The organism is Rhodovulum sp. YNF3179 (genome assembly GCF_050586465.1).
GTDB lineage: Bacteria > Pseudomonadota > Alphaproteobacteria > Rhodobacterales > Rhodobacteraceae > CAJXYS01.
Window position 1 is genome coordinate 1 of the sequence record NZ_JBOCEG010000006.1, and the last position, 13,737, is coordinate 13,737.

Sequence of the window (13,737 nt, forward strand, 5' to 3'; positions counted from 1 at the left end):
CATCATTCCCCCATTCGCTTGGGAGCTTGAATCATGCAGACAGTGCAGCCTCAAACGGGTTTACGGGTCCTGACCCTGATCTATTTCAACAAAAATCGACGCAGAAAATTTTTAAGGCCGAACGACTTAGTGCGGCCGGCCAAAAACTGAAATCCGAAGTTATTACCTTTCATAGTCTATGCCGTATTTGCACCACCAAAAAAACCGGGTTCTTACTTGGATTTTTCAATTTTTAGGGGAAAAGATGTATTATAATACTATCGCGGCATCGCTAAAGAAACAGCTTCCAGCCGCCTTCCTTAGATTATTCTACGAAATAAAATGGAGGGCGCAGTTAGGGGTGCGTTCATCGAGGGAATATCTTTACAGGTTCAAGTTCCGAAATATACCTAAAGATAAAAGAACTCCATTTGTAATATACATGACAGGCATGCCGCGAACGGGATCTAGTTTTTTGAAAAATTACCTCGGAGATTACCCGGGGCTTAAAATAATGCCTTTTGAAAGACGAGGTTTTTTCATTAGTTGGGAAAAAAGCTTTGAAATGGAGGAAATATTGGTCGATAAATCAACTCATTATATTAGGCATATAGAGAAAATTATTGCCACGTGTGGGGATAAAGTGGCTTTCTGCTGCATTGTAAGGGATCCGAGAGACCAATTAGTCAGTCTATTCGAGTTCGATCGGCACCCGGAGCTAGAAAGGGATGAGAGGTTTTGGAAGAAATGGGTTACTCAATATGAAAGGTATATGGATTTATCGAATAAAAACAAAAATTTTTACCTTATAAGGTATGAAGATCTAGTAAAAAATTCTTGTGTGGAAAAGATTAAATTTCTTAAGTGGTTAAACATACCTTTAAGTCGACCAGTTAAAAGCTCATATAAGGTTGCATACAAAAACGATATACAGGATGAAAAAGTAAGTGAGAAGAATGAACCCACACAAAATTCGATTGGCAGGTACCGGTCGGCTCGTGACACTAGGCATATTGAAATTTTGAATTATTATAAAAGATATGATGCTGCAAAAAAATTGATGGAAAAATTAGGGTATATTGAATAGTTTAATTTCATTTTTGGGATTTTCTGGCTCAATCCAGAAACATTTAAAACGCGAAGATATTATCATTCAAAATGAACTGAAATTCAGGTTGTTTGCTTTTAATAAAGGTTAAAAATCTTGGTTCGAGTTTTTCCATAGGGTTGGTAAAGTATGTGCTTGGATTTCCTATTTTTTTGTCAGGTGATGGCTTTGGATACACGACGATCATGGCAGGCTTCGAAGAATATCGCCATTTATTTTGGAAGATAGGCTATTTTAATTTGAAGCAATGTAAAACAGCTAGATCCTACTCCCATCGCCGTCAAAAATGTTTATATTTCATATTTTTTGTATTATGTTTTTCGACCGTGCCTATGATTTCGTAATTATCTGGCATATAAAATTAATCTTGGAGCGAAAAATGGTAGTTGAAATGAATGATCGATCGGAAAAACCGCTACTGACTGTTGCTGTCAACACTTACAACAGATGGGATGGATGTACTGAGGCAGTCTTGGCACTGCTTCGTACTTGGGATGAACGTGTCGAAATTATCGTGGTAGATGATTGCTCGAAATCATCTCCACCATTAGATTTACTAGGAATTTTTGAACGGTACGGTATTCGTTATTATCGGCACAAGGAAAACCGTGGGCTGGCAGCTGCTCGAAACACGGCAATTGGGCTAGCGCGGGGAAAGTTTTTTTCCTTTTGCGACGATGATGATGTTTGGACAGAAGACATGATCCCAAGGTTTCTTGAAGCCTGCGAGAGCGCCGGAGACGCGGGCGAAGATGTTGATATAATAATTGGTTATCCGCAATCTCGTCAACGCTGCTGCGACAGTCTGCGCGAACCGCAATCCCTTATCAATTTTATGGTAGCGGGCGTTACACCGCCAGTGGCGGCTCAAGTTTACCGACTGACGGTTTTGCTCCGCGTTGGCGGGTACCGTGAATGTGTCCGAACTGGAGTGGACCATGACTTATGGATAACTCTTTCCGGGACAGGGTGCCGGTGCCAGGTGCTTTTCGATGTGAAGCCGCGCATTAATAAGAATCTACTCGCGGATAGAATGACAACAAATGAGGAAATGCGTCGTTTGGGTATTGAACGGACGCTTGAGGTCTGGGAGCCTGAGGTGAAACGTGTGTTCGGAGAGGAATTTTTTGATCATTTACGCGATAGTTATCGTATGCATTTAAACTATAAATTCTTTAAGAAGTCGTTTTCGGCAATGAATTTTCGAGAGCTTCCTGAGCGAATGATTGCCCGTGGTGTTGTATGGTCAATTGTACGAAAACTATTTCAGGAAATTGGGTTCTTAAGATATTGTGGCGCGTTTCCGTGCTTTCATGGAAGACTAGAAAATCACGCATCTAGACCCGACAAAGACATCAATTCGAAAATTTTTTTTTAAATTTGTTTTGAGTAATTAAGTCGATGGCTTAAGGCGAAAATTTTTTGCCCCTGGCCATCCTGATTTATCTCGACTTAGTCAGTTTCTTTGAAGAAAAAGAATTCTTTGCGCCTCCAGCACAGACAAATTTTTTTCGTCGCGATGTGGTATAAATTTTCGGGTTAATTTCAACAATAATATACTTGAGCTGATTTGTGTTTTGTATATTCGTTGGTCGTTGAAAAATATTTTACGGACGCAAATTTTTGGAAAGCTTTTACCTTGAGCCAAGAGACGCAAATAAAAAGGGCACTACCAAAATGAGATTTCATCGCCAGAAACTTCGGATGGCGCTAGTTTTTACGGCACATAATCGAAAAGAAAAAACCAAGAAATTTCTGGATTTTTGGAGCAGCTTTGCCCATCCGTTTGTGGAGATTTCTATTTTTGCATGCGATGATGGAAGTGTCGATGGCACGAGAGATTTGATGGAAGAGTATTGTCAAAATTATAGCATTGGAAGCGGAGCGCTTTTTTGGGCTGGGGGAATGAGGCGTGCTTATGAGCTTATTGATATTGAGAAGTTTGATGCTCTAATCGTCGCAAACGACGATATATACCTAAAGGCCTCTGAGGTAAGGGCTATAATAGATCAATTTTGCAATGACATGCTAAGCATTCATATTGGAAAATTTGTTGATGAGAAAGGGCTGTATTCATATGGCGGACTTAGGCAAAATAAGTTTTTTAGAGCATCGTTTAAACTTTCGGAAAATGATGAGGAAGTAGACACATTCAATATGAATTTTGCCATTATTCCAACCCAACTTATAAAGAGGATTGGTTTTTTATCAAAGAGCTATACCCACTCAAAGGCCGATATTGATTTTGGTCTTCGAGCAAAAGTTGACGGTGTTAATTTCCGAGTATATCCTGTGCCGCTTGGTATTTGCAATCGGAATTCCGATTATCGAACCAGTAAAGATAGGTCTCTTGGTTTCGTCCAGCGATGGCGACTTTTACTGTCGACTAAAGAGCAACCAATTAAGGAGCGGATTGTTTTTTGCTCGAAACATGGCGGGTGGTTTTGGCCATTACTCGTGGTACAGCCGTACTTGGAACTGATTATTGATACAGCTTTCATGAAATCTGTAAGCTGGTGGCGTTGGTTAAAACATGCTTTTAGCTCAGTCCGAGCGTCACTAAAATTATTTTGGGGAGATTAAATTTCTTGCCCGGTTTGGAGTTTTATCGGTGGTATTGATAGTGTTAGTGTGCAATCGTTTTTTTATACGAGTTTATGGGGCAGCGAATAATCACGCTAAGGGTAATTTGTTGGCTTGGGGTAAAACGAGCTGTTATGAAATTAAATCTTGCTGAAGGTTAGGGTTGGTGAAGTGCGGAGGCGGTGTGAGGGATATTGTCAAAATTTTTGTTTAAGTAGGACGCGTTTTTTATAATTACCTTGGAGGACTCGTGACACCAAAAGTTTCAATAGTTACGCCATGCTTTAACTCTGATAGATTTCTGCGCCAAACTTATCGTTCGGTTCTGGAGCAAGATTATCCAAACTGGGAATGGATTATTCATGATGATGGATCGAGTGATGAAAGCGCTCGTATATTAGTAGAGATTGCGGATAGTGATGAGCGTGTAAAAATTTCTTTTGGCAAGGAAAATCGGGGGCCTGGGTGCTCAAGAAATATTTGCATCGATCGGGCTGAAGGTGAGTTTATCGCTTTTTTGGATGCTGACGACCTATGGCTAAGTAATAAAGTTAGTTCGCAGCTTGAGTTTATGGGTAACGAGTGTCTATTTTCTTTTTCTCCATATATGGTTATTCCAGAACATGCAGGGGGGGCTGACGATTTTGTTAGAGTTGTTGATGCGCACTCTCCTAAGTCAGTTTCCTATAATGACATGCTTAAAAAGAAGGCCACGTTGGGCTGTTCTACGGTTATGCTTCACCGTTCGGCGATTGGGGCTAGCCGAATGCCGAATATCCCTCGAGGACAAGACTACGCATTTTGGCTTTCCGTCCTAAAGCGTGGTATTGTTGCGAAGAGAATGGACAAGCCCCTTACTAGGTACAGAGTTGTTTCGGGTTCAGTTTCTAGGAATAAAGTTAGAAAGGCCTTGAGTCAATGGCAAATCTTACGAAATTCCGAGCGTATTGGTTTTTTCCGCTCGATTTATTTATTTTCGTTTTATGCAAAGAATGCGGTTTTTCGCCGTTGAGTTTAAATATGTAGCAAAATGGGGGGTGACATGCAAAAATGCGCGTTGATTTCAGGAATCACTGGACAGGATGGCTCATATCTAGCGGAACTCTTGTTGAAAAAAGGGTATGAGGTTCATGGAATTAAGCGTCGTGCATCGCAGTTTAACACTCAACGGATCGACCATATTTACCAGGACCCGCACGAACCAAACTCACAGCTACATCTGCACTATGGTGACTTGACAGATACATCTAACCTGACCCGTATCCTGCAGGAGGTGCAACCCGACGAGGTCTATAATCTTGGGGCTCAGAGCCACGTCGCGGTGAGTTTTGAGGCGCCCGAATATACGGCGGACGTCGACGGGATCGGAACGCTGCGATTGTTGGAAGCCATTCGCTTTCTCGGGCTCGATAAAAAGACCCGCTTTTACCAGGCCTCAACCTCGGAGCTTTATGGTCTCGTGCAGGAAACGCCGCAGTCCGAGACAACGTCTTTTCACCCGCGTTCGCCTTACGCCGTTGCTAAGCTCTACTCCTATTGGATGACGGTAAATTACCGTGAGGCCTATGGCATGTATGCCTGCAACGGGATCCTCTTCAATCACGAGAGCCCGCGGCGGGGCGAAACCTTCGTGACACGCAAGATTACGCGAGGACTCGCAAATATCGCCCAGGGTCTCGAGGAGTGTCTCTACATGGGCAATATCGATGCGCTTCGGGACTGGGGGCATGCGAAGGACTACGTTTGCATGCAGTGGATGATGCTCCAGCAGGACTCCCCTGAGGACTACGTGATCGCGACGGGTCAGCAGTACTCCGTTCGTGAGTTCATTCGCTGGGCGGCGGAAGACCTAGGCATTAATTTGCGCTTCGAAGGCAGCGGGCTTGAAGAGCGGGCCGTCGTTGAAGCCGTTACCAGCAACCAGGCGCCGGCGGTATCGGAAGGCGATGTCATCATGCGGATCGACCCGCGGTATTTCCGCCCGGCCGAGGTCGAAACACTTCTGGGCGATCCTTCGAAGGCCAAGCGCGAGCTTGGATGGGAGCCGCAGATCACCGCACGGGAGATGTGCGCCGAGATGGTGCGGGAAGACCTGAGGACCGCCCGGCGCCATGCGCTCCTGAAAGAGCACGGGATGGAGCTTCCCGTCTCGATCGAGACCTGAGCGAGGGGTGATGAAGTACTACGTAGCAGGCCATCGCGGAATGGTGGGATCGGCCATCCTGCGGCAGCTGAAAGGACGCGAGTGTGGCGACGTCGAAATCGTCACCAGGACGCATGCCGAGCTCGACCTGACAGATCAGGCCGCGGTGCGCGCCTTCATGGCCGATGAAACGCCCGGTGTCGTGATCCTCGCAGCGGCCAAAGTTGGCGGCATCCAGGCCAACAACACCTATCCGGCAGAGTTCATCTACGAGAACCTGATGATGGAGGCGAATATCATTCACCAGGCCTTCGCGTCCGGGGTGGAACGCCTCCTGTTTCTTGGCAGCTCCTGCATCTATCCAAAGCTCGCTCCTCAGCCGATGGCGGAAGACACGCTCCTGACCGGGACGCTGGAGCCCACGAACGAGCCTTACGCCATCGCGAAGATTGCCGGGATCAAGCTCTGTGAGAGCTATAACCGGCAATACGGGGTCGATTACCGGAGCGTCATGCCGACGAACCTCTACGGGCCGGGAGACAACTTTCACCCGGAAAATTCGCACGTTCTACCGGCGCTCCTGAGGCGTTTTCATGAGGCGGTTGAAACCGGCGCGGAAGAGGTCGTGATCTGGGGCAGTGGCACGCCACGCCGTGAGTTCCTGCATGTCGATGATATGGCCGAAGCCGCGCTCTTCGTGCTCGATTTGCCAAAGGAACGCTACGATGCTGAGACTGAGCCGATGCTTTCCCACGTGAATATCGGGACGGGCACCGATGTCAGTATCCGCGAGCTGGCCGAACTGATTGCGGAGGTTACAGGTTTCGAGGGACGGATCGTTTGCGACACGTCCAAGCCCGATGGCACACCTCGAAAGCTGATGGATGTAAGCCGTCTTAATGGGATGGGCTGGGAAGCAAGTATTCCACTCGAAGAGGGGGTACGAAAAACCTATGACTGGTTCCTGGAAAATCGCGAGAGACTAAGGGCTTGAAACCTGCCGGTGGAGCGCTGCGTAAGCCTTGCCCAATATGTGAGGTGGCCGTGCTAAGTGGTCCGTACAAAAATATGTTTCTGCCCTTTATGAGGAGTTTCCAATGATTTATCCCGTTATCCTCTGTGGCGGTTCCGGTACGCGGCTCTGGCCGCTCTCGCGGAAGAGCTATCCCAAGCAATTCACTGAGCTTGTCTCGGATGGCACCCTCTTCCAGGCGACCGCGCGGCGGCTGAGCGGTAAGGGTTACGCCGCACCTGTCGTGATCACGGGCTCCGATTTCCGGTTCATCGCGACACAGCAGCTGGCGGAAGTCGGCATCGACCCGGGTGCTGTGCTGATCGAGCCAGAGGGGCGCAACACGGCGCCGGCGGTTCTGGCGGCGGCGCTTCATCTCCAGGCGCAGAATCCAGATGCGCTGATGCTGGTCGCGCCGTCCGATCACGTCATCCCGGATGCCGCGGCGTTTCGTAGTGCGGTCGAGAAGGGATGCATGCCGGTTTCTGAAGGCGACCTCGTCACCTTCGGAATTCGCCCGGATCGTCCGGAAACCGGCTACGGCTATCTCGAACTGGACGCCCATGAGGCAGGTGACACACCCGTCCGGCTCAAACGGTTCGTCGAAAAGCCGGATGCAGTAAACGCCGCGGAGATGCTGTCCGCGGGCAATTTCCTTTGGAATGCCGGTATCTTTCTCTTCGCCGTGAAAGACATCATCGCGGCCTTCGAGACCCATGCGCGCGACCTGGTGCCGCCTGTCTCAAAGGCGGTCGACAAAGCGAAAGCGGATCTCGGGTTTTTGCGTTTGGATCCGGAGGCCTGGGCCGCCGCCGAGGACATATCCATCGACTACGCGGTCATGGAGAAGGCGGAGAACCTGACCGCGGTCCCCTTCGCAGAACGCTGGTCCGATCTCGGCGGCTGGGATGCCGTCTGGCGCGAGGAAGGTCCGAATGAGTCCGGGGTTGTGCAATCGGGACCAACAACGGCAATCGATTGCCAGAACACATTGCTCCGGTCTGAAGATCCGGACCTGGAGCTCGTCGGTCTCGGGCTCGAGAACATCATAGCCGTGGCGACCTCGGACGGGGTACTCGTCGCTGACATGGATCGCGCACAGGACGTCAAGACGGTCGTGAAAGCCCTGAAAGAGAAGGGGGCGCGGCAAGCGGAGTTGTTCCCGAAGGACCATCGGCCCTGGGGGTGGTTCCAGTCGCTCGCCATGGGCGATCGCTTCCAGGTCAAGCGGATCGTGGTCGAGCCCGGCGCGGCGCTGAGCCTGCAGAGCCATTTCCATCGCTCCGAGCACTGGATCGTTGTCGAGGGCTCTGCGCTGGTCACTGTCGGCGACGAGAAAACCCTGGTGACTGAGAACCAGTCGATCTACGTGCCCGTCGGGACGGTCCATCGGCTGGAAAACCCGGGCAAGGTGCCGATGGTACTGATCGAGGTGCAGACCGGGACGTATCTCGGCGAGGACGACATCGTGCGCCACGAGGATGTCTACGCGCGCACGTAAGACGACAACTAATCTACTCCAAGTGAAGAGCCTCTTTTTGCGTGCTCAAAGTAGTGTTTGAAGATGTTAAGGGATTTCCAGCTATTGGTGCATACGATCACTGGGTTATCTTGGCTAAACGTCAGAAGGCTCTTGTTTTCCAAGATGCAGAGCGAATGCGACTGAAATTTTGGACGGCGTAAAGATTGAAACTTTCACGCGGGATATCGCCACAAGGATCAAACCCTCAATTGAACTGACTCATAAGCGCGGATCAAAAATTGAGGAGTGCATCCGTTTGGGAAATTTTGAAACTCTGTGTAAGAGAGGTGAAATGACTGTTGACCATTCTAAGAGTTATAAAGGTTATGGGGTTCGTGCTATTGGCCATCGTCATAGGCTAGTGACAATTTTCAAAGAGTTAGAGGCTTTTGAGATTTATAAAAACGGCACCTTTTGCGATTTGGGGTGTTCGAACGGCTATATAACAGAAAAAATACGCCACCATTTTGATCTGGAAGCGTTCGGTTTTGATCGCAATAGCGAAAATATTGAAATTGGAACGTTGAAATATCCAAATGTCAAATTTGGTCAAGTTGATCTAAACCAACCTTATGGAGGCAGTCAAACTTTCGATCTTGTGACCTGTTTTGAGACCTTGGAGCACGTCGGAAACTTAAAAGCTGCAGTGCAAAATATCTTGAAACGGATCGCGCCCGGTGGCAAGGCTCTGATCTCAGTTCCAATCGAGCGCGGAATGAGAGGAATATTTAAATATACAATAAAAAAGATTATATTTGGATATTCTGTATCAGAGCTAGGCATATCTGAAGCCGAATATTTTCGTATTCTTTTTTCGGGACGGAGGCTCTCCAATGCACGTCCACCTGCTGATGGATACGGGACGCACTTCGGTTTTGATTATAAAGACATCGATGACGCCTTATTAGAATATGAGGCAAACTATACTGCACGTAATAGTGGAATGACGCGATTTTATAAAATCTTTGGGTAACAATGTATTGATTTTGGAAAATTTGAGCACTATGAGCAGGCCTCAAAGAATACCTATCTGGAGGTTGCGGAGTATTATTAGTCGATATGATGAGGTTCATCATTAGAAAGACGTTGAAAAGTTGATCGACAGGGATTGGAATCGTAGTGCAAATCAATTCAAAATTATGATTAAAAGGGGTGCAGCCGTATAAAGATCATTGTCGATAACCTCCAGAATCAGAAGTGCGTACTGACCCGCTGCGACTGATTTCCAATGGTTTCCCTCTCTACTGTAGTGACCGCGGAGATGTTTATTGATTGGCTATGTGTCTAGCTATTTTTGCTGCACAAAGCCGACAAGTCCGGGATGTTAACTCTATGACCTAAGTCCAGACATTGTGCTCGGCCATTTCGAGGTAGCGCGCCAGGACGTTGATGGATTTCCAGCCGCCTGCGCGCATTATGGCCGCGGTGTCGTGGCCCATCTTCAGGAGATCCTGGGCAGCGCCGACGCGGAGCGAGTGGCCGCTGAACTCCCCGACGGTGTCGGGATCGAGACCTTCCCGTTTCGTGGCGGTCTTGATGATGCGCTTGACCGTCGTGGTGCTGAGATCTCGCTCGATCGCCTTTCCCTGGTAGATGGGGCAGAACAGCCAGGAAATATGCGGCCCGCGCCAGTCGAGCCAGGCCTCGACAAGCGCCGCAGTACGCCGGGAGGTAAAGGCGAGCCGTCCCTGACCAAACGGGTCCGACTTGCTGCGGCGGACAATTACCTGGAGCGTTCCGTCATTGCGCGGGAAAATATCCTCGCTCCGCAAGGCCACGAGCTCGGAGCGCCGCGTCAGTAACTCGTAGCCAAGCCCGAGCATGGCCTTGTTGCGAAGCCCCCAGGGCGTGTCCGGCTCGCCCGCGATGAACCGGTCGAGGAAATCCCGGGTCAGCCCCTTAGCCTGTTTTGGGCGGGTGAGCTTGGCGCGCCGAACGCGGCGCAGGGAGAGATTGATATCTTCGTCGTAAGTGGGATCCAGTAGCCGCAACAGGCGGTGGACCTTCCGGATCGCATAGAGGCGGCGTCGCACGGTCGACGCCGCCTTTTCTTTGCCCTGCGCCTCGATGAAGGCGCAGACCGTCTCGACATCGGAGGGGAAGGGGGCCTGCCCACGGCTCTCGCACCAGTCGACAAAAGCCTGCACGTCCGAATAGTATGAGCGCATTGTCCCGGGGGCATAGGCGCCTTCGAGACGCTCAAACTCAGACCGCCAGTCCGGTGCTCTGGGGCTTTCCATAGATGCCATAAATGGCACTATAGGGCCAATAATTCGAGAGTTCAATGCTTACAGGCAATCAAATTCGCATAGCGCGCTTTGCACTTCGGCTGTCTGTCAAAGAGCTATCAGACAGGACCGGCGTTCCGGTTCGAACTCTTAAGCGTATTGAGGCATCGGATCACGTTCCTTCTTCGAGTGCGGCGACTATTGGGACCCTCAAAGACTGCTTGGAAAGGGAAGGCATCGAGTTTGTCGGCGCGCCTGATGACGCCCCCGGGATTCGAATTCATCCACCTGCTCTCAGCGGTGACGCGGGGTCCTGAGTCAGCTTCCAGGTATTCGTTTGGCGGGGCAGGGGGCGCCGCCGTGCGGCATCTGCGTCTACCTCCACGCCGCGCGAAACCGGCAACTTCCGCGCGTTTGATCGGCGAGACCCGATGATGGAGACCGGTGACCTTGGCTGACCTTGGCCCTCGTCGCGGTACACTCGACGCCTGAACTGCTTTCTCAGGCGAGCCGACACGGGCAGACCCAAGGACCCGGACTCCGGGCGCAATCCGCTCCTTTTTTTATAGAGGTCGGAAAAGTTCCCGGCGATCTCCCTGAAAACCAAGGAAAACCCGGGGAATTTTTTCCTTTTCGGGGCGGGTGGCACGAGGGCGACGCAAATGCCCGAAGATAAGCCCTGCCGGGCGTTTGTCCGGAGAGTTGGCGGTGGCGAAATTCTTCCCGCGGAGAAGCGCCTGAAAGGGCTCGGTTCGTGTCGGAGCGGGCAAGCCGCTTCTCTGTCGCTGATGGGCTACAGTCTCTCGCGCGCAGCAAGTGATGTCTTCAAAATGCGCCTGTCGCGCGCACAACCGCACGGAAAAGCCCCGCCAATAGCACGATCATAAAAAGCGGCTGACCGGGGGGTTCGAGCAATCGCGCTCGTACTGCGTGTTTCTGCCGTTTGCCTGGCGGACCGGGCGTGAGCAGTCGGCATCGTGTTATCAACGACCAGCGAATTCCTGCCTCCAGAAGAATGGCGCCAGTATCTCCATCACCTGGTCCATATGAGCTCCTCTGCGAATTGTACGGTAGGAGTGGCTTCGACCGGGTAGGACCAGCCCGCGACCCCGACTTTCGTCACGAGATAGCATCTGCGCGGGAGGGCCCGGCGGTTCGTTTAGATCATTGCGGGCGAGGCGACTCCTTAAAAATCGGGCAATGGTCAGTGGTTTGACAGCCGGAGATGGCGAGATGTTAGCGAAATTAGTTGACCGAGGGGCTGTTGCGACGGACGTTGTACACCTACAAGTTAAGCCTGTCGGAGGGATTGAATTTGCGTCTCAATATTTTGCATCGCGCACGTGGATTTTTTCGGGATGACGATGGCTTGGCGTTAACCGAATATGTGGTCCTTTTGGGCGTTTTGACCGCTATTGTTGTTATTGCGGTGCAGGCATTCGGAGTGTCGGTGGCGGATGTTTGGGTTGCCTGGGCTTCCTGGATTTCAGATATCCCTACGCCAACCTGAAAAAGACCACAGCCGGCGGTATTCAAAAGTGCCATCCGTTTCTCATAGCGCCCGTTACTTCCGACTAGGTCCTTTTCTGACCGTTGGTTTGTTTCTGATTCTGGCTGTCTTGGGTGGTGTCATGGCTATCCTCGGGCCTCCGCTAGCCGGCAATCATCTCGGTCTCGGCGACAAGACCGTCCACATGCTGGTATTCGGCTTGGCGGCCTTTCTGGCAGCCCTGTTCCGTCCGCAGAGCATATGGGTCATCGCACCGCTCGGAATTCTCTACGGAGGCGGAATCGAGCTCATACAGCCTGCCTTCGGACGCTCCGCAGATTGGATAGACTTCGGTGCAAACGGGCTCGGTATCGCTCTGGGCATGACGGTCGCCTTTGGCGTTCAAATGGTCCGCGCGCGGCTTGTTTTTCCGCGGCCCTCTCCAGAATCTCCCCATCCGCCTTATGCAGGGCGACGCATCAAGAGGGGGCAACCTGCAAGGTTTGCCGGCGGGGCGCACCGGTTTAAGCAGGGTAAATTGAGACATCCGGTGAGGCACGGATAGAAGTGCCACCGGCCCTGAAACGAGGCAGCTGAGAGCTACCCGAATGGACACGTTGTTCTTCATTGCCGCGAAACTTGGCTGGGCACTTATCCGGCCCGAGACGCTTCTCGTTTTCCTCGTCGCACTAGGCCTCTATGCCCTGCATCGCCTTCGACTGGGTTTGGCCAAGCTATGCCTCACGCTCGGCCTCGCAGGCTTGCTCGGGGTCGCTGTATTTCCCCTCGGTGACGTCGTGCTGGGCCCGCTCGAGGCCCGCTACCCGGCGAATCCGGACCTGGGAGATGTGGCGGGGATCCTCGTGCTCGGGGGCGGGGAGGAGGAGCTGGTTTCAGCGGCGAAGGGGCAGCCAACGACGAACAACGAGGCGGATCGCTTTCTCGCTGCCATCGCCCTTGCTGAGCGCTTCCCGAATGCCCCCCTGATCTTCACCGGCGGGAGCGCGCGCGTCCGCGGCGGGCCATCCGGCGCGCTCATCGCAGAAGAGATTTTCATCGATGCGGGGATTGCACCAGAGCGCCTCGGTCTTGAGAGTGCGTCGCGGAACACGGCTGAGAACGCCACCTTCTCCCGGGATCTGATCATCGATTACGGCGAAGGCAGCTGGCTCCTCGTGACCAGCGCCTTCCACATGCCGCGTGCAGTCGGCAGCTTTTGTGCGGCCGGCTGGCAGAATATCCGGCCCTGGCCGGCAGGTTTTCGAAGCGGGGCGTTCCGGCAACGGATCGGCTGGGATCTGGCCCGTAACCTCGATGATCTCAACACGGGCGTGAAGGAATGGATCGGGCTCATGGCCTACTGGGTCAGCGGGCGGGTCCTGTCACCCGAGGCTGCGCCGGGCTGTCTCGTGGAGGAAGACTGAGGCAGGGAGACGTCTGGCGAACCGCCAGGTTTTAACCAACCAGTTTCTTGAAGTTAGCGCGCCGCCCTCACTGCGCCCCCACGCTCGTCCGGCGTACGGCTAGCAGCCGCAACGAAAAGTGGTGTCATCGCAGCGTCGCCATGGCACGAGCAGGCCCGCCTGGGAACTCGACACCCCGACAACTGATGCGATGGGCAACGACCGGCCATCCGTCGCGCTGTGTCCGGCACCCGAAACCGTCCCGCGAGC

At 51.6% G+C, this 13,737-nt stretch carries 13 protein-coding genes; 12 read left to right on the forward strand and 1 reads right to left on the reverse strand.

Translation table 11 applies throughout. The features are described 5' to 3' along the window. The 9 genes from ACQ5SP_RS11645 to ACQ5SP_RS11685 all read left to right on the forward strand — a co-directional run. Window positions 1-236: hypothetical protein (locus ACQ5SP_RS11645; protein WP_430938548.1), on the forward strand; the 236-nt coding region annotated here is incomplete at its 5' end. A gap of 8 nt (window positions 237-244) precedes the next feature. Further along, on the forward strand, window positions 245-1,066 hold the full coding sequence (locus ACQ5SP_RS11650; RefSeq protein WP_430938549.1) for a sulfotransferase family protein: 822 nt from the start codon (window positions 245-247) through the stop codon (window positions 1,064-1,066). Between the two features lie 334 nt (window positions 1,067-1,400). Next, window positions 1,401-2,465 (forward strand): glycosyltransferase family 2 protein, encoded by a 1,065-nt coding sequence (locus ACQ5SP_RS11655; protein ID WP_430938550.1) that lies wholly within the window; start codon window positions 1,401-1,403, stop codon window positions 2,463-2,465. Between the two features lie 245 nt (window positions 2,466-2,710). After that, window positions 2,711-3,670, forward strand: coding sequence for a glycosyltransferase family 2 protein (locus ACQ5SP_RS11660; RefSeq protein ID WP_430938551.1), 960 nt, complete (start codon window positions 2,711-2,713; stop codon window positions 3,668-3,670). A gap of 250 nt (window positions 3,671-3,920) precedes the next feature. Further along, the gene (locus ACQ5SP_RS11665) at window positions 3,921-4,682 is read left to right on the forward strand and encodes a glycosyltransferase family 2 protein (RefSeq protein WP_430938552.1); all 762 of its coding nucleotides are present in this window, start codon (window positions 3,921-3,923) and stop codon (window positions 4,680-4,682) included. Window positions 4,683-4,712: 30 nt separating this feature from the next. After that, the gene (gene gmd, locus ACQ5SP_RS11670) at window positions 4,713-5,834 is read left to right on the forward strand and encodes a GDP-mannose 4,6-dehydratase (RefSeq protein ID WP_430938833.1); all 1,122 of its coding nucleotides are present in this window, start codon (window positions 4,713-4,715) and stop codon (window positions 5,832-5,834) included. Window positions 5,835-5,844: 10 nt separating this feature from the next. Beyond that, a complete protein-coding gene (gene fcl, locus ACQ5SP_RS11675; RefSeq protein WP_430938553.1) occupies window positions 5,845-6,807 on the forward strand; it encodes a GDP-L-fucose synthase in 963 nt (320 codons plus the stop codon). Window positions 6,808-6,910: 103 nt separating this feature from the next. Beyond that, on the forward strand, window positions 6,911-8,326 hold the full coding sequence (locus ACQ5SP_RS11680) for a mannose-1-phosphate guanylyltransferase/mannose-6-phosphate isomerase (RefSeq protein ID WP_430938554.1): 1,416 nt from the start codon (window positions 6,911-6,913) through the stop codon (window positions 8,324-8,326). A gap of 169 nt (window positions 8,327-8,495) precedes the next feature. Beyond that, window positions 8,496-9,320, forward strand: coding sequence for a class I SAM-dependent methyltransferase (locus ACQ5SP_RS11685; RefSeq protein WP_430938555.1), 825 nt, complete (start codon window positions 8,496-8,498; stop codon window positions 9,318-9,320). Between the two features lie 364 nt (window positions 9,321-9,684). On the opposite strand, the gene ACQ5SP_RS11690 is transcribed toward ACQ5SP_RS11685, so the two are convergent. After that, window positions 9,685-10,596 carry a tyrosine-type recombinase/integrase gene (locus ACQ5SP_RS11690; protein WP_430938556.1) on the reverse strand — a complete coding sequence of 304 codons (912 nt, stop codon included), beginning with the start codon at window positions 10,594-10,596 and terminating at the stop codon, window positions 9,685-9,687. 1,228 nt (window positions 10,597-11,824) lie between these two features. Here ACQ5SP_RS11690 and ACQ5SP_RS11695 point away from each other — a divergent pair. From ACQ5SP_RS11695 to ACQ5SP_RS11705, 3 genes are read left to right on the forward strand one after another with little or no spacing between them, the layout of a single operon-like run. Then, entirely contained in the window at window positions 11,825-12,085 is a 261-nt protein-coding gene (locus ACQ5SP_RS11695) for a Flp family type IVb pilin (protein ID WP_430938557.1), read from the forward strand. Continuing rightward, entirely contained in the window at window positions 12,033-12,629 is a 597-nt protein-coding gene (locus ACQ5SP_RS11700; protein ID WP_430938558.1) for a VanZ family protein, read from the forward strand. The genes ACQ5SP_RS11695 and ACQ5SP_RS11700 overlap by 53 nt, the downstream gene beginning before the upstream one ends. A gap of 43 nt (window positions 12,630-12,672) precedes the next feature. Continuing rightward, window positions 12,673-13,488 (forward strand): YdcF family protein, encoded by an 816-nt coding sequence (locus ACQ5SP_RS11705; protein WP_430938559.1) that lies wholly within the window; start codon window positions 12,673-12,675, stop codon window positions 13,486-13,488. The last annotated feature ends 249 nt before the right edge of the window (window positions 13,489-13,737 follow it).